This window comes from Pyxidicoccus caerfyrddinensis (genome assembly GCF_010894405.1).
Taxonomy (GTDB): domain Bacteria; phylum Myxococcota; class Myxococcia; order Myxococcales; family Myxococcaceae; genus Myxococcus; species Myxococcus caerfyrddinensis.
Genome location: NZ_JAAIYA010000007.1, coordinates 306,094 through 330,506, shown reverse-complemented (window position 1 = coordinate 330,506; position 24,413 = coordinate 306,094). Strand labels below are relative to the sequence as shown.

Here is a 24,413-nt window from a genome sequence, read left to right as displayed (position 1 = left end):
ACCTTGTCCGGTGGCGTGCCCGGGGAGGGACGGACGGCGGGCCGGGACGGTTGGACGGTGTCCGGGCGGGCGCTGTCGGGTGGGGGACAGCCGGTCGCTACGGCTGTGTCGGCAGCAGCAGCGCTTCCCGGACCTCCGCGGGCACGTCCGTGCTGAGCGCCAGGTAGATCTCGAACCACGCCAGATAGGAGCGCCAGGTGGGATTGCGCTGGTCGATGAGGGTTCGCTGCGCCTGGCCCATCCGCCCGGGCACGTCGAAGGGCAGCTGCGTCGTCCCATCCAGGTGCAGCTGCGCCGCGAACCAGAGCACGTCCAGTTGGCCGGCCTCGACCGGTGCGTGGGTGCGGGCGTGCAGGGTGTCCGCGTGCCCCAACGTCTGTCCCAACCACCGGGCCGCCAGCGACGTGTCACGACGGTCCACGGCATTCTCGGCCAGCCGCAGCTCCGCCAGCATCACCGCGCGGAGGTCCTCATCGCGGTCCGTCTCATCGAACTGCTCCAGGAACAGCGCGCGCCGCTGTTCGAGTGCCTGGGCGGCGGCCTCCAGGTGCCCGAGCTTGCCCTCCACATTCGCGCGCAGTCCCGCGGCGATGATGCGATAGGCGCGCTGCACATGCTCGCGTGTGGCGTGTGCCTGGTTCAGCGTGGCCTGCACGGCCGGGGTCGCCAGGTCGCGGTCCACCTTGTCCAGGTCCTCCATCGCCTGCTGGGGATGACCCGCGCCGAGCGCCGCGGCGCAGCGGGCCAGCCGCACCACCAGCCGGTTGCGCAGCCCCTCCGCGTCGGGGGGGCCTGCTTCCACGGTGGGCAGCTCGCGGTCGTAGAGCGCCAACGCGCGGTCGAACCGGCCCGCGGCCAGGTTGTAGAGCGCCGCGCGATCCAACGTCAGGGAGGCGAACGGGGCCAGCGTCGGTGAGGCGTCCACCATGGCCAGGGCCTGGTCCGCTGCCTTCGCCGACTCCGCCTCGCGGCCGACGTGCAGGAGCGCCCGGGCGCGGGCGAGGGCCACCGCCAGCCCCGCCGCGTTGTCCACGTAGGGGTACTTGTCCCGCTGCTCGAGGTAGCCCAGGGCGATGTGGAAGTTGCCCACCTGCGTGTGCAGCAGCCCCAGCGCGCCGAGGAGCATCGCCTTGTAGCGGACGTTGTTGCGCACCAGGTCCAGGGCCACCAGGTAGTGCCGGTTGGCGCGCTCGGCGGAGGCGGGGTCATGGCCGCGGAGGAAGTCCTCGTGCTGGATGGCACCGTAGAGGGCCTGCACTGCGCGCTGGTTCTTGAGTTCCTGCCACGAGGCGCGCAGCTCCTCCACGGCCGCCTTCACCGCCTGGGCATGAGCTCGGTCATCCAGCTCGGGCAGCTTGCGCGCGGTGAGATAGGCCTTCACGAAGTGCCTGAGCGGCTCCGCCATTTTCGCGGAGGTGGTGGTGACTTCCTTCTCCACCACCTCGGGGCTGACACCGGCCCGCAGGCGCAGGCTCATGGACTCGACGGCGCTCTCCAGTGAGCCGGTCCGTTGCGTCACCAGGTCGAAGTCGGCGCGGGCGTCGTCCAGGCGCTCCCGGCCCAATCGGCGGTAGGCGCGGCCCGTCAGCGCGCGGCGGAACAACCGCTCGGCCCGGCGGCGCTCCTCGGTGCCGGGTGCGACGTCGTCGACGTAGGCCGTGGCGAAGGCCTCCAGCACGCCGTCGGCGCCGAGCCCCGACGCGCGCTCGACGGCGTCCTGCACCAGCGCGCGCCGACGGATGGGGTCCTTCTGCTGATGGTAGAACGCCATCAGTGCATCCCGAACGGGGCGCGGTGGGCGCTCTTCGTGCAACGCGTTGATGTGCCGGCCCGACTCCAGGGCGAATGCATAGGCCGAGCCCGCGGGCTCCGAGGCGAGTGCCCGGGCCATGGCGGCATCCGCCTCTTCGTAGGGACGTCCCCGGTACAGGGCGCGGACCGCGGCGCGAGCGAAGTCGAGCTGGTCGTCTTCCTTGAAGACCTTGTTCGTGGAAAGCCGGCGGGCGGCTTCGACCAGCGCCTCCCTGTCGTCGAGCGCGCGGTACAGCGCGTCCGCTCTGTCGTACCAGGCCTCCAGCACCCCGCGCGGCGTGGTGTCCGTCACCTGGGCTGCTTCCAGCTCCTGACGCGCCAGCGTGAAGTCTCCGGCGGACTCCGCCAGCTCACTGCGCACCACGTGCCGGAAGACGGCGGAGGGCGGGCTGGGCGCGGCGGCGGGGTCCAGCGCGGCCATGCGCTGCCGCTCGACTTCGCTCAGCTCGTCCATCATGCGGCCGCGCTCGCGCTCCTTCATGTCGCGGCGGTGGTCGATGAGGAGCTGCAGCGGCTCCGCCAGTCCCGCGGTGGCGGGGTCGTCCACCGAGCGCATGTGGCGGGCATAGAACTCCGCCGCATCGAAGTCCTCGAAGGCCAGGTGCAGCCGGCTCAGGCGCATCATCAGCAGACGGCGGGGCTTGGGCCGGGCCTCGCGCAGCAGGCGCTGGCGGTAGAGCAGGAGCAGGTCCGCGCGCCGGCCGACCATGTTCAGCTCCTCGTTGAGACGAGGAACATCCCAGTTGCTGGGAACCTGGCCATCCAGCGGCAGTTGATACACATCCAGCGACCCATCGCGCGAGCAGGTCGCGATGAGCGTCGCGGCCGCGGGCGCCGGGTACTCGCAGCTCCAGGTCTCGCTGGTGAGCTGGTCAGGACTGGAGGCGGCGGCCAGCTCGGGTGCGTCGTCTCGCTCGGTGGCGAAAGGCACCCGGAACAGCATCCCGCGGTCGCCAGCGTCAATCACCCCGTCCGCGTTGGAGTCGGTGAAGAACTGCACCACGTACAGGGAGCGCCCATCGAGCGAGAACACCGGCTGCCCCGTCTGTCCCGGAAGCTCGAGCGCCAGAGGTACGGGGACCGCGCCGGGGAGATTCAGCCGGATTGCCTCCAGGTGGCGCGAGGCGCGCGCGGCGAAGCCGGGGCCCACCTGCTGCACGGAGCGCTCCACCGGGACGTACACCAGCCAGCGCCCATCGGGTGAGAGGGTGGGACTGGTCAGGTTGCGCTCGAGCAGGGGGCTCACGCTCAGCTTCGGCCCCACCGTGACTCGCGACAAGCGCAGGTCACCCTGGATGGTCGCCCGGCTCACCAGCGCGACATGCGAGGCGTCGATCCACTCCGCCTGCAGCGCGCTGGTCTCCTCTTCGAGGCAGCGGCGGTCTTCCGCATCGGGCAGCGTCCGCACACAGAGCTGGCCGCTGGCCTGGTTCCGGAACGAGATGTAGAGCAGGTGTTTGCCGTCGGGACTGATGCGCGGCCAGGTCACGTCCGCGCCTTCGTCGAAGAGGCGGCGCTCGCGGCCCGTGTCCACGTCCTGGCCGTAGATTTCGGTCGCGATGCTTCGGTTGGACACGAAGATCAGCGTGTTCCCATCGGGCGCGAGCTGCCCCAGGAACTGATCTCCCATGCCCACGGTGAGCCGGAGGAGCGTGCGCAAGCCTCCGTCGTTCTCGTCGTCCTGGGCCCAGACGCCGCTGGCGAGGAGGACGGCCAGGACCGGGAGCCACCGGCCACGGGGCGTCAGCACTTCTTCTCTCCCCAGACGCCGTCAGCGCCTTCGACCCAGCCGCCGCAGATGACCCCCTCCGTGTGCACCTGGTGCCAGCTCCGCCGCAGCGCCTCTTCGGACACTCCCGGGCGGACCGTCCGCATCCACTTCCACAGCTGCTGCCGGGCCCGGTTCACCCGCTCCACCAGCGCGACGTCATCGGCGGTCAGGCGTCCGGCCAGGCAGCTGCGCCGGGTGTCCACCAGCAGTCCGTCCCGCCCTTCGCCCACGCAGTGGCGAAACAGCAGCTCGTCGACGCGGTCCGCCTGCGTCTTGCCGAGGTTCTCGACGAGCGGCGTGGGCCGGATGCCCAGGTCCTCCAGTTGGTTGGGTGTGAGTGGCACCGGCGTCGGGCTCATGCCCGCGCGAGCCAGCCGCTGCTCCACTTCCTTGAACGAGCCCGCGGCCTGTTCCTCGAGCGCCGTCGCACGGTCGACCATGACGATTTGCGGGGCGCGGATGCACCCGGAAGCGGCGAGGACGGCGAGGAGCAGCAACCCGCGGAGTTTCATGGCGCGGCCTCCGGAGGAGACATGGAGTTGATGGCACGGTCGACGATGGGGCCCATGGAGATGCCCCGGATTTCGTCGATGCTGACCAGCCTGGCCAGACCGCCCATGGTGATGCGCAGGCTGCCGAAGCCGTTGTTGAAGCTCACCCGCACGTGCTCCGGGTAGCCAAGGCTCAACGCGTAGCGGACGCGGTTGGTGGCGGCGTCGGCGTGGTGAGGGTCTTCGAGGTCCAGCAGGTCGAGCAGGTGGCGGTTGCCGATGCGCAGGATTTCCGCGCGTCCGTTGACGCTGCGGTCCTTGGCGGAGATGACCACGGCCGCATTGCCGTCGAAGGGCTCGCCCCGGGACGACTGCACGCCGGTTGCCCGCACGTGGGCCTCCAGGGTGGAGTGCTTCCCCTGGTAGTCCAGCACGCACTGTCCGGTGATGCGTCCACCGCGCACGCCCATCTCCAGTTGGCTGATGGAGACCACGCTCTGGTTGATGGACAGGTTGCCCGCCAGGGGCGCGATGGAGATGCGCGGGGTGATGATGCGGGCCACCGACATGAAGCCGCCGCGCGAGATCAGGGGGTGCTGGTCGGCGAAGCGAAGCATCGAGTACGGATTCACGTCGATGTCGCTCAGCAGCCGGACCTGTCCCTCGGTGAGCTCCACGTTCTCGGTCAGCGGCACGCTGCCGTCGAGCGTGTCGATCTCGACTCCTGCGTCGGGCATCCGCAGGTTCACGTTCTGGAAGAGGAGGTTGGAGAGGGTGCGGAAGACCACCAGGTCGGGCGAGGCCACCTGGAAGTTGGCCGTGACCTTGCCGCTGCTCTCGATGCGGCCGGGCTGCGCGAGCTTGGACAGGTCTTGCGCCAGCTCACCCCGGACCGCGAGGAGGCGCCGGTCGTCGCTGAGGTCGAGCCGGCCCTGGGCCGTCAGCGAGGTGCTGGTGCTGGCAATGGACAGCTGCAGGTCGGGGACGTGGATGACGCCATTGGGCTTGCGGCGAACGGAGAACGACCCCTCGAGGTCCTGCACCGGATAGGGCAGCACCGGCTTCTGTTCGAGCGTGCGGACCTTCAGGCGTTGTTTCAGCTCGACTTCGTCCGCTTCCAATTTCTCGGTGAAGGTGGCGGTGGTGGCGCTCGACACGTCGGTGAGTGACACCCGGCGGTCGCTCATGCCCACGCTGAGCCTCTCCAGCGTCAGGTCGCTGTGGACGGTTCGCCGTGGCCCGTCGACGAGCGACTCGACCTGCCAACGCATCGCGGGGACGTTGACCGACAGGGCATCCTGCCGCCAGCGGATGCCTTGCGCGCCCACGACCGCCTTTCCTTCGAAGCTGGCGGTCCGCAGTGGGGTGGGGCCCAGGCTCGCGGTTCCGTCGGCGGCGATGTCCGTGAGCACGCCGCGCAGCGTGCCGTGCAGCTCCACGTTCAGCGCGAGCTTCGAGGCCTCCAGCTCCTTGGGCACCCGAGCCCTGGCCAGGAGCGGTGACAGTGCTCCGATGGGCGGAAGGTCGCTCGTCACATCCAGGCGAAGCGCGCGGGTCTTCCGGTCGAACGCCAGCGCGGCATCGAGTGCCAGCTTCAGTCCCGCCTGGCTGGTGAGCCCAAGTCGGAGCGATGGCTTCCGGCGATCGAGGTCCAGCGTCAGCGTCTGGTGCTGAGGACCGGCGTCGATTGCACCGGCGCGCAGCCCTTCGACTTGAAGGTCCAGCTCGCCCTTGTGCCGCCACGCATCCCCCTGCGAGCGCACCACGACGGCGACGCTGGTGGCCGACACGTCGTCCCAGCCCGGCCGCTGCAGGCGCAGCTCCGTCCGGTGCTCCAGCCGTGGCGAGGGGGAGAAGAGCGCCGCGAGTCTGCCCTTGGATTCCACGCTCACGCCCAGCTGCTTCCAGGGAACGCGTGCGGCGACCGACTCGGGGATGAAGGGCCGGGCGGCGACGAGGTCCGGCGTCTGGGCGTCCACGGTGTACGCCACGTCTTCGGTCCCCTTGGTGGCATCCAGCGACGCGTGCAGCGTGCCCGCGTCGAGCTCCAGCCGGACGCGGCCACGGCTGAGCCGAGGATCATCCATCTGGGGGAACACCTCCGACGCGGTGAGCTTCACGTGCACGGGGCCCTTCAGCACCTCGCGTCCATCCGCCGTGGCGACCTGAAGTGCCCCCACGGGCACGTCCGCTTTCAGCGCGAAGGGCGGCTCACTCGGCAGTGAGAGCTGGAGCTGCAGTCCCAGACGCTGCGCCGTCGCACGGAGCCCGGAGGCGCGGACGTCGAGTGCATCCACCATTCCGGACAGCGCGACCTCCCCCGCGACCCTGATGGGGGAGGACAGGTCTGTCCGCAGCTGCTGCCCCTTCAGCTCGAAGGAGGCCTTTGGAACCCGAAGCGGGGTGGGCCCACCGACAGCGAGCCCCGTGAGCGCGAGCGTGAGCTGAGCGGCCAGCCTCTTCTCGGAATCAGGAGTCGCCACCAGCGAGACGCGTCCACCGCCGAGTGCCACCCGAAGCCCGTCTTGTACGAGCAGGAGCTCCGCGACGTCGACATCCAGCCCGAGCCTGCCCTGGGCTCCCAGCTGCGGCATTCCGCTGAGCGTGACCTCCCGGGCGCCCAGGTGCACCTTGCCGCGCTCGACCGAGAACGGACGCAAATCGGCGGGGACCCATTGCAGCAGCCGTCCGAGGTCCACCTCCGCCAGGGCCCGCGTCAGGACGGGCGGCACTTCCTCCGCATCCGGCAGCACCAGTTGCGCTTGCACCTCAGCACTGTCGGTCAGCGTGGTGCGGTCCAGCTCGAGGGCGATGTGCTGCTTCTCACCATCGAACTTCGCCGAGGCCGCGCCGTGCAGCAGCTTGCGGACCGTGAACCGCGAATCGAAGTCCTGCCGCGCGACATCGAGGTCCACCTGCGCGCGCGCGGCCGACGCCCCCACCTCCGCCGAGAGGGCCAGCTCCAGCGCGGCCAGTGCCGGCGGAATGGCCGGGCCTTCACGGCTCAGCTCCAGTGGAAGCGGCGCGCCGACCTTGCCCAGCTGCGCGAAGAGCTTCCAGCCGTCGTCATGATGCTTCGCTTCGACTTCCACTGCGAGCCCACGCAGGGACCAGCGCTCGAGCACTTCACCGTTGCGGGTGCGGACGTAGCTCAACGACACGCCCGACACTTCGACCTTCCCGACGGGAGGCGCGGAGGCCAGGAGCGCAGCGGCTTGCCGGGAGGCTCCGAGGGGCTCTTCCATGGGCGTCGGCTCTGGGGCTTTCGGCCCCGCCAGGCCCGTGAGGGACGTGGAGCCCTGCTCGTCGGCCACCAGGGTGAAGGCCACATCCCGTACGGCCACCCGCTCGACGAGGTTGGGGCCGCTCAGCAGGGAGCCAGGCGACCACTGCGCCTCCAGCTTGCCGACGCGCAGCAGCTCGGGCGCGACGCCCTGGAACGGCGGCGGGGTCTGCACCACCAGCCCTTCCAGGCGCAGCCCCGAGAGCACGTCGACCCGGGCCACCTGGTAGTCCAGCCGAACCCCCGTGTCCGCTTCCACCCGGGAGACGATGCGCTGCTTCAGCCAGGGGCTGTCGAGGTTGTGCAGGGCGGCCACCGCGGCGACCAGCACGAGCACAGGGGTCGCAACGAGAACCAGGAGGACGCCTGCGATGATTCGAGCCAACCGCCGGCGAGGTCGTCCGGATCCGGGGGATTCCATGGTGTTCGGTCGGGAGCGCGCGGCCCCACCGTCCTACCATGCGCCGGAATCGGGTTTCAATCGACGGGGCAGCACCCGAATCCTCCGGGGCCTTGGAAGCAGGCACAGGAGGGGCCTCCGGGTTTTAGCGGCGTGGAGTGAGCGCGGGCATTAGAGCGTGTTCGTGTCGATGATGAGGGTCTTCGCACCGCGCGCCTCTGCCACCTTCACCATGTCCTCCGTGCCGCCCGGCCCATCTCCTTTCTTGCCGTTCCACAAGGCGATGAGCGTCACATTCGTGCTGCCCGCGGCCAGGGCGTTGTGCAGCTCCCAGAGGTTGTTGCGCTGCCAGATGCCGTAGTCGGGCTTCTCCCGCAGCCATCGCGGCAGCTCCTTCGACTCGCCGAGCTCCCGCCTGGGAAGCTTTCGGTACAGCTGGTTGAAGCGCTCCACCCACTGCGGGCCGGCGGGCTGAACCGACTCCTCGATGAATGGCTCCCTGGGGAGCGCGAGGTAGAGCCGGGTGGGGATGCCCAACTCCTCGCAGGCTTCGTGGAAGAGGATGTCGCCTCCACTCGCGCCGCCTGCAATCCCGTAGGCAATGCCACCTGCCAACCTCAGCTCGCCCTCGAGGGCCTGACGGATCCGCTGTCGCGCCGCTCCTTCCTTATCGGGTGGGAAGCGCGGATGCTCGCGTCCAGGCGCGTCGATCACATGCCCCGTGAAGAGGAGCACGCGTCCGGTCTTCGCGGGCCCTTCTGCTTTACTTCTGGCAGGCAGGACCTCCAGGGTGGCCTTGACGTTTCCCTCCAGGATTTTCAGTTCCGCATAGAGTTCGAGCTGGTCCCTCACTGAGTCCGCGGCGAACTCCGGTGCTCCCGCGAGTGCGCTTGTATAGGTACTGGCGACTCTGGTGGGCTTCTTGGAGATCAGGGAGCATAGGTCGGCCTCACTGATTCGCGCCCAGATGTCCGTCTTCTTCTCCCGCTCGAGCTGCTTGAGCGTGGCTCCCAGCGAGAGTTCGACCGCCGCCAGGAGCTTCTCGAGGCGGAGCCTCCGCGAGGACAGCTCGCGTTGCGCCTCGTGCTCATCCTCGAAGCGTTCGGCCCACGTCTCGGGATGGGCCTGTGCCAGCTCAACCTGGATGTTCAGCATGGCGCAGGCATTGAGCCCTGAGTAGTAGTGGTTCAGGTCTTCATCGAAGGCCTCTGCGTAGGCCTTGAGTGATTCGTCCAGATGGGGGGAGCGCAGGGCCTGCTGGCGGTGCTTGTCGCTCGGTGCCTGCCGCCAGTCCTTCTTCCAGAGGGTCTTGGCATTACGCCCCAGCAGTGCGTACGCCTCGGCTCGGCTGCTCCGGTCCACGCCTTCGCGGTTGAGCACACGATTCAGCGCCTGCATGGAGCGCGTCAGGTCACCCCACCGCTGGTAGATGGTGCCGAGCAGGAGGTTGGCCTGCAGGTCCAGCTGATCGAGTTCCCTGACGGCTTCCCACATGACACGGGCGCCATCGAAGGCCTTCAGATTGAACAGGGCGTGGCCGACCACGCGCAAGCCCTCACTCTCCCATTCGAACCCATGCACCTCCGACCCGAGCAGCCCGAGGTCGCCCACCTGGTTGTCAGCGACGGCACGCTCGACTTCCTCGCGGAAGTCAGGTGGCACCGCCAGGAAGTGGGAGCGGTCCTGCGCTGCGAGCCTGGGCAGCGCCTTGAAGATGGGACTGTCCTGGGCCTCCGAAGCCTTCGTCTGACGGAGCGCCTCGGTCAGCAACGGCAGGCTGTCCGCGAGCCGGGTGTGGTCATAGGCGAAGTAACGGTCCGTCTGCAGGTCGAAGGGGAACTTGTCCAGATTGGCGCGCAGCATGAATGTCCGCTTGTCGCGCAGCGCGTGGCGGATGCCGAGCTCGTAGAAGACGTTGGCGTTGTGGATGGAGAGCTCGGCGATGACCAGGTCGGCGGTCAGCAGGCGCTGGAACATGTCCGTGCGGATGTTGCCCGCCCGTAGGATGTCGATGGTCGTCCCGCCGGTGAATCCCGCCGCCTTCAGCGCGGGGGCAATCAGGTCCCGCTCGATCATGTCGAAGTTGATGCCATTCTTCTCACCGAAGGGGCGGATGATGAACGAACGCATCAATGGCCTCCGGAGTCGACGAAGGTTCCGAAGTGTTCGAGCTTGACCTCCTGCGCCAGCCGTTGGCCGATACGGCAGAGGTCGTCGATGGCTTCGACCGAGTCGAGCTTCCCGACCTTGCTGGGGTCGATGTCACCAAGCCCCCAGGCATTGAGTGCCTTGCTGGCAAGCTCGACGTTGTAGCGGGCGTAGAGGAACTCGCGCCCCAGGTCCTGGGTGAGGGGAATCTCATGCCCGGATTCGTCGCGCGGAATCAGATCTCCCAGCTCACGATCGATGGGCTCCCCGTAGACGCAGCGCCCCTGGGTCCGACAGTTGATGTCCTGATCGACCTGGGCCCCGTACATCAGGGCGGAGGGAAGGGTGGCGAGGTTCGACAGGGCATTCTTGCCCGGCGAGTAGACCTCGGCATCGAGCTGCGGCGCCGCACCCGTGCCGACGGAGACCACCAGCAGGTTCTTCTCACCCTTGCGCCAGTTCAGGTTGTAGGGCTTCTGGGTCGCCATGCGCACCAGGAGGAAGGCCGGGTTGTTGTAGGGCGTCAGTCCGCCGTCCATGAAGACGAAGGTCTTCGCCGGGTTGTCCTTGTCCCAGGGCAATACCTCGGGCGCGAAAAAGATGGGGGCGGCGGTGCTGGCCCTGACCAGCTGCCAGAGCGGGATCCTGAGGTTGCAGTCAGGACGGGCAGGGTCGTTGTACTTCCCATCGGGGTTGCTGCTGATGGGCCACGGCGAATCGGTCGTGACGTTGCGGGTGACGACGAGCAGCAGGCAGCGCAGGTTTTCAGGGAAGAGATTCGTGTGCTCACCGAACTGCTTCTGCAGCTCCTCCGCCAGGGGCTTCGACTCGTACAGATTGCGCAGCCGGAACAGGATGAACGACTTGTCGAACATGGCCGGGCCGGTCTGCTTGTAGAACGTGAGCAGGTCCCGGGCGCTCATGCCCCTCGCCAGCCCCGCCGCGATGATGGCCCCGGTGCTCGTTCCTCCGATGTAGTCGAAGAAGTCGCACAGGCGGAAGGCCGCGCCCCCTCCAGTCGCCTTCGCCAGCAACTCCTCCATCCGGATGAGCACTTCCAGCGTGAGCACGCCGCGAATGCCACCTCCGTCGAGCGAGAGGATCTTCCTCGGACGCGGTGCACCCTTGAACCTTGCTTCCAGATGGCCCCATCGAGACATTGGCATCGGTTCCTGCTCCTGTCGGCGTTTCGGCTGATTCCAGCAGCCCGCGAACGATGGACCGAACGAATGGGAATGACAATCGTTAGCGAATTGACTGAACCGCTGACCCAATCCGTGGCACCATTCGTGGGTCCGCACTCGAGACCAACCCTGGGGGGAATGTATGGCCAAGAAGATCTTCATCAAGGGAATGCGGGTCGTGGAGTGGAACTCCCCGGAGCTGGCCGACATCGTTCGGAGCTGGCCGACCCGGTAGAGCCAGGCGCCAGGAGTTCTGGTCCCGGCGCGCGTGCCGTGGGCGCCGCCGGGGTCAGGCCTTTGGAGGCAGCAGGGCCTTCAGCTCGTTGAGTACCGCTGTCAGCCCAGCCCGGGGGGCTCCCTCTGGCTGGAGCGCCACCGCCACCTCGAGGTCCGAGAGGGTCGATTCCAGCTGCCACTCCTTGGCGCCCTCATCCCGGATCTCGTCGGCCAGACTTCGTGCCTTCTCGACATCTCCCGAATCGAAGGCGGCACCCAGCAGGGTCGGCTTGAGCCACTCGTCCCCTGTGCCGCCCTGGCGCTTGCGTTCGCAGGCCAGCGTGACGCCGTGGGCGATGTGGGCGGCCTTCTCCTGGTCTCCCTGTCGGTTCCTCAGCCGCAGCAGCCGGGGCAGGTTGGAGGAGCAGTAATACTCGTTCAGGTCGAGCCACATTCCGCGCTCGTAGTTCTTGATGGCCTCGGCCAGGAAGGTGGGGGCCATGGCCGTCGCTCCGGCGGCGTTCTTGATGGCCTCCTGGTAGCGCTTCTTCCACCGGCCTCCGAGCAGGCCCCTGCGCTCGGGCGTCTCGCCATGCTGCTTGATGAGGCTCTCGAGCGCGGCGATGGCGGCTGCATGGTCGCCCTGCTTCGAGACGGCCAGGCTGCGCTGCTCCTGGACCAGGGGGAGCTGCTGGATGGAGGGTGGCAGGGCGTCGATGAAGGTGACCACCTGCTGCCAGTTCTTCGGAGCGCAGTCCCGAAGCAGCAGCAGCAGCTCCATCGCGACGGGCGTGCCCATGGGCCTGCCCACGTACTGCTGGGCAAGCTCCTCACTCTTCTGTGCCCGGACCTTGGAGTCGACGTTCAACCGGATGGCGTTGACCTTCTCCTCGAAGGCGGCGAGCTGCAGGAGGTACTCCTTGAAAGCCGTGCTCCGCTCCAAGGTGAGCTCGGGGAACCCCGCCAGCTCGTGGCAGGGCGTGGCGGAGTCACGCAGTTCGAGGAGCTTCTCCCGGAGCGCCTGCTGGATGGCGGGGACGGCGCTGTCGGGGACGGTGCCGTCGGGCAGGGGGAACGACACGCGGCGCATCTGCGCCACGTCGAAGGGCGGGCGGGCCCAGTCGGCGGCGATGAGCACGCAGCCCTTCTTCTTCGCCGCGTGTCGGATGCCCACCTCGTAGAAGACGTTGGCGTTGGGGATGCTGAGGTCCGCGACCACCAGGTCGGACAGGGCCAGCCGCTCGATCATCTCCCGGATGATGGAGGCTCCGAGATCCTGGTCCGCGCGCACGGCCGTGTAGCCCAGTTGCTCGAGGAGCGGCTTGAGCGCGAGCGTCCACAGCCGGTCGAAGTCGACCTCGCGAGGCTGCTGGCCGATGGGAAGGCTCGTCTCCTTCTTGCCATACGGCATGACCATGAAGCAGATGGGCAGCGTCATACGGGCAGGTCTCCGGTAGGTGAGTCAGCTCTTCATGTCTTCACGGGCCGGCGACTCAGCTCCAGCTCGTGGGAAAGCTCGAGGATTGTCCCGTTCTCGTGAACGACCTTCTACTTCTTTGAGGGGCACCACACGAAGCGCGGAAGAGGCACGGAAGCGGGGGATTCTCACCCGCTTCCCTCCCTGTCCTATCCGACCCCCGGGGAACCTGCCTGCGCTTGAATGGGCTGGGCTCGTGCCGCCGCGGCCAGGGTCCGCAGCAGCTGCCGGAGTTCGCGGAGGGACATGGACGCGAACCGGAAGGTGCCGGCCTGAAACGCGGGTGCGGCGCGGTTCGGCGACGCCGGACCGATGGCCAACGCGGAGTCACTCATCACCGAGCGAAGGTACGGCTCGTCGGTCCGGTCATCGATAAGGAACACGACCCGCTGCAGCGGCACGAGGTTGACCAGCTCGCGTATCTCGAAGATGCAGCCGGCGTTTCGAGGAGAGAAGCCTCGCAGGTCCATGAGCACGACATCGCTGTCTTTCACGAGGCGGGACAGGACCATCTTCCACGTATCGTCGTAGCAGAAGAAGTCGTTGACCTGGAACCGACCGTCACGGTCGGGCGCCGTGTCCATTTCCGTCATCCGCCGCTCGAGCGTTCGTGGGCCATCGATGAATCGGCGTGAGAGCTTCCCGGAGATGAAGTCGAGGAACTCATGCGGCTCCACGGTTGTCTTTGCGAGATCCGTGCCCGCGATGAGCTGGATGCTGCCAACGCGTCTCCAGTGCTTCTGGAGCGCATCGAACAGGCGCACACTGTCTCTTCCAATGGAGAACGAGCGGAGCAGCAGCAGCCTGGAACTCTTCTCAAGGGGCGTACCACCGACGAGCCCGGAGAATCCGATGCGTACGCAGGCGTGGAAAGCGGCAAGTGCTACGACGCCCGCCAGCACCCAGGCGGGATGGCTGAACGCGATGTTGATGGAGTAGGTGGCCGTGAAGAGCAGCCAGATGCTGCCGAGCGTCAGGGACTCATCGCTGAGGCGCCTGGCTTCATATCGCCGACGCAGCACGGCGAGCACGAGCCCACCGAACAGCGCGAACACCGTGAAGCCAATCACGAGGAGGGCGATGATGGTGCTCCGCACCTCGAGACCCACCCTTTCCCCCGCGGCGAACGTTGGTTTGAAAAAACGCGTGCTCATGGCAAGCGACATGGCTACGGCACTGCCCAGCACGGCCACGAACAGGAACGACAGCACCAGCGGGCCGACCGCGCGCACCCGGCGGCTGAGATATGTCAGGAGCACGAGGGTGGTGGGAAGGTTGATTAGCGCCCAGAGCGTCGCGATCTGCCTCCAAGTCAAATCCGGGCTTCGTTGCAGGCTGAGCATGCCGAGCACCATCAGCACGGTGAAGTAGACGGCCGTGGTCACTGCCTTCGCGCTACGAACGGAGGCGGCCACCACGCCAATCGTCAGGACGAGTGGCCAGAGGTTGAGCCAGAACAGCATCGTGAGCCGGAGGGGAAGTACCTCCAGGCCCAAGGAGGCTATTTCCGCCAACGCCAGGATGAGTGCGTAGACACAGGCCGCCGCTGTGTAGACCGCTGCGACACGCCACGGCTCCACCAGCAGGCGCCGAAGCAAGTGCTCCGCATTCGCATGCGCAGGCTTCGAAGACCTGTCGTTCAGGTTGACGAGAGCGCTCGCTGGCGCTGGGAGTTCACCTGGCGGCGGCTCGGGCGCAGGCTGCGTGGGAGGGGTATTCGTGACATGCGTCTGGCGGGCCATCGAGTTGCGCACCGCGCGGCGGTACAGCGCCAGCAGCCCGACGCTGATGGGCCAGGTGAGCACGGCGGCGAGGAGGAGGGTGAGCGTCAGGTTTCCCGTCATCAACCGGGTCACTGCATCGACACTGTCAGACACGACGAAGCTCCCTTCTCAGTCCCGTGGTTGAGGACCGAGACTCTTCAGCGTGCGGAGGGGAAGGGGGCTCCGTTTCCCACCAAAGAAGGTCCGGCCGGCATGGCCTGGATGGTGGATGGTGTGACCTCGTGCCATGAAGGGGCCCCCTGGAGGCGCGATGGGGCATGCAAGCGCCTCAAGGGTTGAGCACATGGGAAGCCATCCCCCTCCATCCAGGAGGATAGGGATGGGTGCAGGCCGACGCTCTCAAGTCGAGGTTGCTCCGTTGCCAGCTTCCAGGCCCCCCCGTCCGAGCAAGGCCACGTCGTGCGTCCATCCCGCCCGCACCCACCCGGCGACTCGAGCTTGGAACTCGACGGGGTATGGCGGCTTCGGTTTCAACATCGTTGGGCCCCTCTCCCACGGTTGAACGGACTCAACGAGAGCGGAGCCACTCCACTCATACCGCTCCCCCTCGGGAGAAAGCACCTTCGCGCTGACGCGGACGTTGGGTAGAACCGAGCCGTGATGCCACCCGAGCAAGTCACGGTCCTGGAGCTCATCTGGTCCCACTACAAGCAACACGGGGACTGGCCTCCGAAGGCGCGCTTCGCGGTCCAGCTTCGCCATCAGGGGCTCGAGCTGGACAAGCTGGCGGCGAGCGCTTCCTGGCTTTCAGTAGACTCTGAAAAGGTCAGGGCCGGCTTCGCAGCCCTGGTGACGCTGCCCGAGGTGCGGCATCTTCTGGAACCCCTTCCCAGCTTCCTGCGGCTTCTGGCCCGGCGCTTCCTTGAGCAGGCGGACCCCGATGAAGGGCTGGATGCTCCCAGGCCCCGGGTGGAGGCCGCGGAGTTCTTTGCGCTCTGGAGGGAGCCAGCCCATGCCGCGATGGCGGCGCGGCTCATCGAACGCTTTCTGGGGTGGTACGTGAGCAGGGCGGGGTCCCTGGACTCCGACACGTTCTACTTCATCCCCGAGCTCCGCAACCTCCGTTATGAGCATGTGGGGTCCATCGATGACTTCATGGCGCTCCAGCCCGTGCGCCACGGCTGGGTGAGGCATGAGCCGCAAGGAGTACACCTCGAGTTGCTGAAGGCGGTCCATGCGTCCGTCCAGAAGACGGGCCGTTGGCCGAAGCTGGTGCGGTTCACAATCGAGAACAGGGACACGCTCGGCTTCGTCCCAGAGCTCGTGGACGAGCTGACGCCCGCTTTCATTCGTCAGGAGTCCCTGGGATACGGAGTGCCCCGGCGGATTGCCCTGACGAGTCGCGCGCTGCCGTACGTGGAGGGCGAGCCCGGGCTGGCCCTGGCCGCCAGCATCGTCCGAGCCATAGGCGAGCTCTGGTTCGATGCCGCATCCCCATCAGACAAGACATTCACCATCGAGCAGATTGCCGCCAAGCTACGACTTCCCGAGGCCCGGGTGCTCTCCGTGGCAAGGCTCCTCGAAGACCAGCCCTGGGGGTGGGGGAACCCCGGGGGAGCGGATGACTCGGGCTGGTACGTGATGGTTCATGAAGACGTCATCCAGCACTTCATCGGGGTGCAAAGCTGGAAGGAGTACGTCGCCATCCGGAGCAAGCACTGCCCGGGGTATGAGCTCGCCCAGCAGCAACTGGACCTCGACGCATCCTTGTCTCCCTCGGAGAATGCGGCTGCGACGGTGAGCGAGGCTGTCCTGGATGAGCGAGCCGTGCGTCAGCGCAAGAAGGAGCCACCTGGAAGAAGGACCGTCACCGCCCGGCCCAAGGTATTCCTGGGCCACGGCCATTCCCCCGTGTGGCTCGTCTTGAAGGAGTTCATCCGGAGCGAGCTGGAGCTGGAGCCCGTCGAATTCAACAGCACACCCATGGCCGGACAGCTCACGGTGCAGCGGCTCAAGGATGTCCTGGAGGAGTGCACCCTGGCCTTTCTCGTGATGACGGCCGAGGTCGAGCTGGCGACAGGCGGCGGGCGCCAGGCGCGTCCCAATGTGATTCATGAAATCGGGCTGTTCCAGGGGCGGCTCGGCTTCGACAGAACCCTCATCCTGGTGGAGCAGGGGTGCGCCGAGTTCTCCAACATCGCCGGACTCGGGCACATCCCATTTCCGCCCAACGACATCCAGGCATGCTTCGAGCGTGTACGCCAGGCGGTCCGCAGGTTCCTGCCGGGCCAGGGCGCAGAGTGATTTGACACCGCGCAACGGCCTCAGGAAGGCTCCGCTCCCTCAATAGGGGGACATCTGATGGTGCTGATTCTCGTCCTGGCAGCAGTGGCCGCGGGTGTGGCCGTGTTCGTGATGTCCGGCAACAGGCGCCACACGAGCGACACGCTCTCGTTGGAGGGGAACGCCCCTGCCATGGGAGACCGGCCTCCTCCACCTCCTGGACCCGCCCCCGCCGTGGATGACCTGGATCCGGCCGAGGAACTCGCGTGGACGGCGGCCCTGAGGGACACCCGGGGACCGGCCGTCCCTGCCGTCAGCACGCCCCGGCTCACCTCGCTGCACATCATCGACAACGTGCATCGGTTCCACTTCGTCGCCACGCTCGGTCGGCGGCTCGTCTTCGTCTATCATCCCTACGCGCCCGACAGGCTCGTGGGAGTCGAGCAGGGCCTGGACGAGGATGGGAGCAACACGGGGCCGCTCTTCGACCACCTCGCCGAGCGCGCCATCGCGGCCGGCCTGCTCGACCTTGCGTCGCCGCGCTCCCAGGATGCCTTCCAACCTCACACCCTCCGCACGCCTTCCGTCCACATTCGTGCCCTGTTCGAGGACGGGCGGCGCTGGGTGGGCATGTACGACGCGGAGGCGGTGACGCGACAGGGGCTTCCGGCCAGCCTCCTGGAGCTGTTGCTGGACATGCGTGCGCTGGGCATGCAGATGGTTCCGGATGCCATCAAGTCAGAGGGCGCTCGCCCGCCCCTTCTGCACCTCACCGTCGTGGACCGGGCGACCCAGCCTGGCTCGGGCTTCGACGTCCTCGTGGATACGAAGAATGTCGCCATGATTTCCGTGCCTTCCGAGGGGGGCGGAAAGGCCACGATGTATATGATTGCGCAGTCAGACAGCCGGAAGCTGGTGCAGACCCTGTCTGCCCGTCTCGATGGCCTCATCGACCTCTACCGCGTTCTCGCGCTGAACCCCTTCCAGGGAGAGCGCGCGCTGAAGGATGAGGCGCTCGGGGAGGCGGCCTTCCTGGCGCGCATCGTCATTGGTGAGGGCAAGCAGTTCTGGGCGACCGTCCTCGACCCGGCGGACATCGCGCGGGGGGAGCTGCCTCTCAGGCTCTCCGCGTTCGCGCGGGACGTGCGCACCCTGGCGGTCGCGACGGCATTGGCAAGCGCGGAGGGGCAAAAGGTCGCATCGTAGACGGGTGCCCGCTTCAGCGGATGCGTAAATGTATGTATGGCGTTGGTGCTTCCACACGGGTTTGAAACATTGGCGCCAGGCCCTTTCACGCTCATCGTGGATTGCGCTTCAGCTCCCGCGCGGGAATCCCAGCAACCACCGCACCGGGCGCCACGTCGGCTGTCACCACCGCGCTCGCCCCAATCACAGCCCCGTCACCCACCGTCACCGGGCCGAGAATCTGCGCGCCCACTCCGACGTAGACGTTGCGTCCAATGCGCGGCGCACCCGCCACGCCGGGCTTCGGCTCCACGCTGACGTTCTGCGAGAGGAAGCTGCCCTCTCCAATCTCCACGCCGGGCGCCACCACCACGCCCATGCCGCCGTAGCCGAGCTCCACGCTCGCATGGAGCTCGGCCTCCAGGTCCACGTGACACTGGTGCATGCGCGTGCCCACCGCCGCCACCACATCCGGCAGCACCGGCACACGCCACGTCTTCAGCCGCTTCGCGGCCCGGTAGAACGTCAGCGCCGTCGGACCCATTTCCCCACCATTCTCCGGGCCACGGGGGCCCAGCGGAACTTCGCCCGATACATCGCACGGCCTCTCAGCGAGTTCCGGTAGATGAACAACCAGTGGTGCGGACGCACCGTGTCCGTCCACTCCCGCTTGAAGGGCGCGTCGTCCCCCAGCAAATCCAACTCCGTCACTCCACGGCCGATGCAGTCCTGGATGAGCCCTTCCGTCAGCAACTGCCCCGGGCTCACCTCCGCGAAGCTCTCGTCGTAGCCCGGCTTCATCGCCAGGTACCGGCCGCCGTACTCCAGCCCGTATTGGAACGCGATGGCCTGCGTGCCCAGCCGCAGGTAGTACAGCCCCAGCCAGCCGGCCTTCGCCGCCACCTCCGCCAGGTCCGAGTAGAACGCCAGCCGCTTCCGGCTCTGCGCAATCGCCGTCCCTCGCTGCGCCTTCCAGCCGCTGCGCTCCAGCGCGAAGCCCTCTTCCAGCCGCTCCGCCAGGCGCTCTCCGCCCGTCACCCGCTCCAGCGTCACCCGGCCGCGCTCCTCCAGCCGGCGACGCCGACGGCGCAGCGGCTTGGACTGCCGTCCCCGCTCGCGCTGCCACGTGTCCACCGCGTCCGGCAGCTTCGCGTACGGCGAGCGTGCGCTCTCCCACGTCCCGCAGGGCAGGCCCACCCGGCGCGCCGCCGCGAGCACCGCGAAGGCCGCGCCGCCGTCGGGCACATCCGCCAGCCGCAGCACGTCCCAGCTCGGGTCCTCCATCAGGTGCGCCAGGAACGCGGTCGCCGCGCGGCGCGGGTCCTCCGCCAGCAAGTCGAAGCGGCACGAGTGCTTGTTCGTCAGCGACAGCAACTGCCGCACCGGCATCCCGTACTGCCGTCCCCGCTGCGCGCGCAGCGGCAGCACCGCCACCAGCCGGCCTTCGGCGTCACGCCCCGTCAGGATGCGCAGCCGGCCCTCCGGCGCGAAGTGCCGCAGCCAGCAGCGAAGGAACTCGTGCCGGTAGAAGACCTGGTCGTCCGTGCGCGACACCAGGTCGTTCCACTCCGACTCCAGCGCGTCGAACCCGGAGAGGTCGCGCACCTCGCTCACACGCATGGCCTGGCGCGCGTAGAACAGCGCGCGCCGCCGGGCTCCCGGTGTGGTCTCGTTGTGTCCCGGTACTCCGACTCCGACGCGTGTGCCCGGTGGCACACTCGCGACGCCGGGAGCATCCGGGGTGGGAAGCTCCTCCATGAAAGTCCCTCCTCAGGTTGTCGCGACGCCGCCGGCTCAGTTCGCCGGATCCCCCGCGTCGTCCACCGGTGCGCGTGGCACCGGTGCGTCCTGGGCCGCCTTTTCCCGCTCCTCGCGAGGCCTGGCGTGCCCCCCCTCCAACGGTGGCCTCGGTGCCGCCACCACCTGGGTGTTCGCTCCGGACGCGGGCCTTGGCACCGGCACCGCCACATCGTCGCGCTTCGTCCCCAAGGCTTCGTCGAACACGTCTCGCAGCGGCTGCTGAGCCACCGGCTCCCCCACCTCGGGTTGCGTCGGTGCCGGCAGCGCGGGCGCCTCCTCCGGCTTGCCCGAGCCGAAGCCCGAGAACAGCCAGCCGCCCTTCTGCCGCTCGTAGAGCTTGCGCGTCTCCAGCGCAGCCCGCGCGTGCGACACGCGGCCGCTCACCAGGTCTTCTAGCAGCATCTCGCTCAGCCGGCGCCGCTGCACGCTGTCCAGGTAGTCGAACACCTTCTCCACCTTGCGCGTGACGGACTGCGTGAAGGTCGCCGTCCCCGTGTGCTTCAGCGCCGCGAGCTTCGCCTCGTGCGTGGCCCGCGCCTTCTCGGCCAGGCTCCGCAGCCGCTCCGCTTCCTCCGGAGTCTGGGCACTCAGCGCCAGCCGCGGTAGCGCCACCCGCGCCAGCCCCGAGTCCACCAGTCCGGAGTCCGCGAACGTCTCCAGTGACTCCAGGGCACGCCGCCGCGGCTCGGTCGAGCCCTTCTGCAGGGCCTCCAGCGCCGAGCCCACCCTGTCCAGCGCCAGCCACCGGTACACCCAGTCCAGGCCCGTGCCCTTGATGTTCTGCGCGCCCATGATGCTCACGCTCAGGCCCGGCGGGACTGCCCGCGCGCACGCGTCGATGACCTGGTCGCCCGTCGCTCCCTCGTCGTTCACCGGGATGAGCTGCTCCAGGTACAAGTCCCGGTACGCGTCGCGGAACTTCCGGTGGAACGCCGCCACCTCGCCGTCGTCCGCGCCCGCCCGGGGCAGCGCCGCCTTGAGCCGCGCGTGCACCACCAGCCGCGCCAGCATGTACAGCGCGTGCTCGCACACCTCGTCCTTCGTCGCCGGGGCCAGCACCTCCGGCATCGACGCGTCCTCGCGCACCGGTTCCACGCGCAGCGCCGCGTCCAGCAGCGGCCCCACCTCACGCTCCAGTGCGGAGCGCACCTTCGCCACCGCGACGTGCGCGTCCGGCGTGCTCAGCGCGGACTCCACAGCGGCCACCAGCTCTGGCGTGCGCGCCGCGGCGAGCCCGGCGCCCTTCGCGTACAGCGCCAGCCGCTCGAAGAACTCCCTGGGCGTGGGACGCGGAATCTTCAGCCGCGCCAGCTCGCGTGTGAGGCGCACCTCGGGACGGCCCGCGTCCGCGCCTTCGACGAGGTCCTCCGCGGCCACGACTTCCGTGCGCTGGAGTTGGCGGTCCAGCGCGTCGCGCACGTACTTCTGGAGGCCCTCCAGGTTGGTGCCGATGAGGACGTGCCGGTCCGCCGCCGCGTCCTCCACCATGATGCGGGCGAAGACTTCCGAGCGAGACACGCGGTCCCACCGGTTGTTGATGACGGTGATGACGGCGCGGTCCGGCTGCGTCTCCGGCTCCACCGTGTCCAGCCCGGTGCGGCGCCAGTTGTTGAGGAAGCCCGTGCGCTCGTTGGCCGAGTGGCCGTTGATGAAGGTCAGCTTCCGCCCGCGCACCTTCGCGCTCGGAAACACCTTGAGCACGCCAATCTCCGGCTGGACGTGCTCGGCCATCAGCGCCAGCGCATACGAGCGCGGCACGCCGAGCTGCTCGCCCAGCGTGGCCACCAGCGCCATGTTGCGCGGGTGCTCGCGGTAGGGGAACAGCGAGAGCAGCTCCTCGGGAATCAGCTCCGCCTCCCACCACGCGCTGTGGTGCAGCGCCGTGCCGCCGTCCTTCGCGGCGCGCTGGAAGAGGGGCAGGAAGTGGTCCTCCGTGGTCACCACCTTGCCGCCCCTGGGCATGAACTTCGTGATGACGGTGGCCACGTCCATGCCGGCCGGGCCCTGGATGTCCTCGTGGTCCGGGTACGCGTTGGTCAGCGTGGCCACGTCGTCCTTCATCCAGTCGTTCTGGAGCAGTTCCACGAAGTTGGGCTGCAGCGCCATGCACTCCCAGAGGAAGACCTCCGTGCCCAGGCGCGCGCCCAGCTCCACCATGTCCTTCTGCTCCCAGATGGTGGCCTTGTCGTAGGGACGGAAGATGAAGAACTCCGTCGGCGTGCCTCCCGGCGCGGAGTGCACGAACATCGCCTCCGAGCCCGTCGTCTTCGCGAACACGTCGAAGCCCATGCCGGTGAAGAGCGCCGCCTTCAGGCGCTCGGTGCCGGACTTGCCGCGCGTGCCCCAGCCGCCGATGCACAGCGGCACCTGCGCGCGCGCCTTCCGCACCCGCTGCCGCTTGACGTACGTCTCCCCCAGGAAGACGGTGAACAGCGCCGCCGTGAAGATGCCGAGCGCGGCGATGCCGTTGCCGCCACCGCCGAGGAAGTAGCCCTCGCTCTCCATGATGCGCTCGGTGAGCAGCGCGAGGATGCCGCTCTCCAGCCCCATCAGCGCGGGCGTGTGCAGCCGCGGGCCCTTGCCGTCGTCCGGTTCTCCGAAGAGGGTGGACAGCGGGCCGGGCACCGGCGCCTGCGACTCGTACGGAGAGAAGTGCACGAGGACGCCGAGGTCCTTCTCCACGTGCTCCACGAAGCGGCGGCGCTCGCGCGGCTCCTCGCCCTGAAGCGACGAGAGGCGCAGCGCCGACAGCTGGCGGTAGTCCTTCGTCACGCGCAGCCGGTTGCGCAGCCGCCGCGCCAGCGAGGGCGGAGGCACCAGCACCGTGGTGCCGTGGCTGCTGAACAGGTGCACCTTGCCGTTGGCCCGCAGCGGCAAATCCAACAGGTCATCCACGGTGGGCAGGTGCCGGCCCCAGCCGCCCTGGCTGGCCACGTGCACGCGCTCGCCGGGGACCACCGTCTCGGTGATTTCGTCCAGGTGTCCCGGGTGCGCGCGCAGCGTGCCCGGCATCGTCCGGCCGATGGTGTGCTGGAAGGCCTGGCGCTTGTTCGGCGCGGGCGTGCGCATCTCGTGGAGGATGCGCCACAGCCGGCGCTTCTGCCGGTCTCCCTGCCACAGCGTCAGCGTGCGCTCCGAGCGCTCCGCGTAGAGGCCATACCCGTCCCGCGACAGGTCCGCGAGGATGGCGCCCAGCCAGGCCGGCTCCTCGGGCATCGGCGGCAGCCCGTCCGGCAGCGGCTCCAGCGTCACCTTCGTGCGGCCACCGGGGCGCAGCTTCTCCACGCGCTGAGCCAGGTACCGCGTCCAGGCGAGTCGCGCCGGGTCGGCCGTGCGGCGGAGCACCTGCTCGGCGTTGGCCGCCGTCTCCAGCACGAGCCCCGCCGTGTCCGGGCGCGTCCGCAGCGCGGTGACGGCGTCGGTGAGCCGTGTGTGGGCTTCACCCAGGCTCGGGCCGAGCGCCTCCGCCAGCGCGGCGGCCTGCTCGCACGCCACGCGCAACACGAGCGCGTCGGTGTCCCCATGCAGCACGTCTACCAACAGGGCGAGCACGCGGTCCCGCACCGGCGCTTCCTGGCGCGTGGCCTCCACGGCGGCGAGCACCGCGGCCGTGCGCACGCGGGGCGTCTGTAGTGCGCCATCCAGTCCCGCGAGCTTGCGCAAGAGGGACTGGCCCTCCACGCGCGAGGCCAGCAGGACGCACAGGCCCATGCGCACGAACTCGCTCGGGTCGTGTGAGGCCACCTCGGTCAGCAGCGGCAGCAGGTGCTCGGCGGGGAGCAGCGGCGCGGCGAGCTCCAATGCCTGGCGGCGGAAGAGGAAGTCCTTCGCGGAAGGGTAGGGGCCGCGCATGCGCTGGCGCAGCAGCGCGAGGCCCGCGAGCCTGTCCGTCACCAGCAGCGCTCGGAGTGCCTCCGCCTGGAAGAAGGGGCTCGCGTCCTCGTGGCCCACGAGGCCCGACAGCGTGGGGCCGGCCTCCAGCAGCGTCGCCACCGACGCGGGCTCCTGGAGGGCCAGGGCGTGGAAGCACTCCAGCGCGGCCAGGCGGTTCTGCGCGCGGGGGGCTCCCGCCGCGCGCTCCAGCAGCTCGCTCGCCAGGGACTTCAGTGCCTCCGCGTGGGTGACGCGGGTGTCGTCGTCCAGCCGGCCCAGCGCGCCGGTGAGGCAGCGCAGCGCCGTCTCCTCTTCCTGGAGCAACTGGTGCCGCTGGCGTTCCAGCCGCTCGCGCAGCGCGTCCAGGCCCATCCACCGGTCCAGCGCGCGGAGGTCCTCGCGGCGGTCCTTCCGATTCTTCACCGTCTGGGTGAGGTGCTCGACGAGGACCTGGCGACGTTCCTCCTCGCCCTGCGCCTCGTTGTAGCGGCGGGTGAGGGCGGCGGACTCGGCGTCGACCACGGCGACCTCGGCGACGAGGGACTGCACGGCCTCGCGCAGCCAGAGCGCGTGGCCATCACCGCCGCCGTGCGGGCGCGGGCACGAATCCCGCAGCCGGTGGGCCAGCCGGGCCACAACGGCGCGGCGGATGCGGCGGTGCAGCGGGGGGAGGGCCTCGAGTAGGAGGTCTTCCAGCGGATCAGACGACGGTCGCATGTCGCGGGGAGAGCTATGCACTCCCCCCGGGAGATGCTCCCGGGGACCA

12 protein-coding genes are annotated in these 24,413 nt (G+C 68.6%); 2 read left to right on the top strand and 10 right to left on the bottom strand.

Annotated features, from left to right (window positions below; translation table 11 throughout):
• Positions 1-97: 97 nt before the first annotated feature.
• From G4D86_RS19095 to G4D86_RS19065, 7 genes are all read right to left on the bottom strand, one after another.
• Positions 98-3,562, bottom strand: a complete 3,465-nt coding sequence (locus tag G4D86_RS19095; protein WP_163995402.1) for a TolB-like translocation protein — start codon at positions 3,560-3,562, stop codon at positions 98-100.
• Positions 3,556-4,095, bottom strand: coding sequence for a YdbL family probable chaperone protein (locus tag G4D86_RS19090; protein WP_163995401.1), 540 nt, complete (start codon positions 4,093-4,095; stop codon positions 3,556-3,558). The genes G4D86_RS19095 and G4D86_RS19090 overlap by 7 nt, the downstream gene beginning before the upstream one ends.
• Positions 4,092-7,778 carry an AsmA family protein gene (locus G4D86_RS19085; RefSeq protein ID WP_163995400.1) on the bottom strand — a complete coding sequence of 1,229 codons (3,687 nt, stop codon included), beginning with the start codon at positions 7,776-7,778 and terminating at the stop codon, positions 4,092-4,094. The genes G4D86_RS19090 and G4D86_RS19085 overlap by 4 nt, the downstream gene beginning before the upstream one ends.
• A gap of 150 nt (positions 7,779-7,928) precedes the next feature.
• The gene (locus G4D86_RS19080) at positions 7,929-9,887 is read right to left on the bottom strand and encodes a tetratricopeptide repeat-containing protein (RefSeq protein ID WP_163995399.1); all 1,959 of its coding nucleotides are present in this window, start codon (positions 9,885-9,887) and stop codon (positions 7,929-7,931) included.
• A complete protein-coding gene (locus G4D86_RS19075; RefSeq protein ID WP_205519633.1) occupies positions 9,887-11,071 on the bottom strand; it encodes a patatin-like phospholipase family protein in 1,185 nt (394 codons plus the stop codon). Before G4D86_RS19075 ends, G4D86_RS19080 begins: the two co-directional genes overlap by 1 nt.
• 307 nt (positions 11,072-11,378) lie before the next feature.
• Positions 11,379-12,743 carry a TRAFs-binding domain-containing protein gene (locus tag G4D86_RS19070; RefSeq protein ID WP_163995398.1) on the bottom strand — a complete coding sequence of 455 codons (1,365 nt, stop codon included), beginning with the start codon at positions 12,741-12,743 and terminating at the stop codon, positions 11,379-11,381.
• A 188-nt stretch (positions 12,744-12,931) separates the two neighbouring features.
• Positions 12,932-14,659 (bottom strand): hypothetical protein, encoded by a 1,728-nt coding sequence (locus G4D86_RS19065; RefSeq protein ID WP_163995397.1) that lies wholly within the window; start codon positions 14,657-14,659, stop codon positions 12,932-12,934.
• Positions 14,660-15,166: 507 nt separating this feature from the next.
• On the opposite strand from G4D86_RS19065, the gene G4D86_RS19060 reads away from it, so the two are divergent.
• Together G4D86_RS19060 and G4D86_RS19055 are read left to right on the top strand one after the other, a co-directional pair.
• Positions 15,167-16,810, top strand: coding sequence for a TIR domain-containing protein (locus G4D86_RS19060; RefSeq protein ID WP_163995396.1), 1,644 nt, complete (start codon positions 15,167-15,169; stop codon positions 16,808-16,810).
• A 57-nt stretch (positions 16,811-16,867) separates the two neighbouring features.
• Positions 16,868-17,995 carry a hypothetical protein gene (locus G4D86_RS19055; protein ID WP_163995395.1) on the top strand — a complete coding sequence of 376 codons (1,128 nt, stop codon included), beginning with the start codon at positions 16,868-16,870 and terminating at the stop codon, positions 17,993-17,995.
• Between the two features lie 91 nt (positions 17,996-18,086).
• Here G4D86_RS19055 and G4D86_RS19050 read toward each other — a convergent pair whose 3' ends face one another.
• Genes G4D86_RS19050 through G4D86_RS53815 form a run of 3 tightly spaced genes read right to left on the bottom strand, consistent with a single transcriptional unit; the run spans position 18,087 to position 24,364 of the window.
• On the bottom strand, positions 18,087-18,518 hold the full coding sequence (locus tag G4D86_RS19050) for a serine O-acetyltransferase (RefSeq protein ID WP_163995394.1): 432 nt from the start codon (positions 18,516-18,518) through the stop codon (positions 18,087-18,089).
• A complete protein-coding gene (locus G4D86_RS19045) occupies positions 18,500-19,732 on the bottom strand; it encodes a GNAT family N-acetyltransferase (protein ID WP_240360337.1) in 1,233 nt (410 codons plus the stop codon). Before G4D86_RS19045 ends, G4D86_RS19050 begins: the two co-directional genes overlap by 19 nt.
• Before the next feature lie 36 nt (positions 19,733-19,768).
• Positions 19,769-24,364 carry a hypothetical protein gene (locus tag G4D86_RS53815; RefSeq protein ID WP_163995393.1) on the bottom strand — a complete coding sequence of 1,532 codons (4,596 nt, stop codon included), beginning with the start codon at positions 24,362-24,364 and terminating at the stop codon, positions 19,769-19,771.
• Positions 24,365-24,413 lie beyond the last annotated feature (49 nt).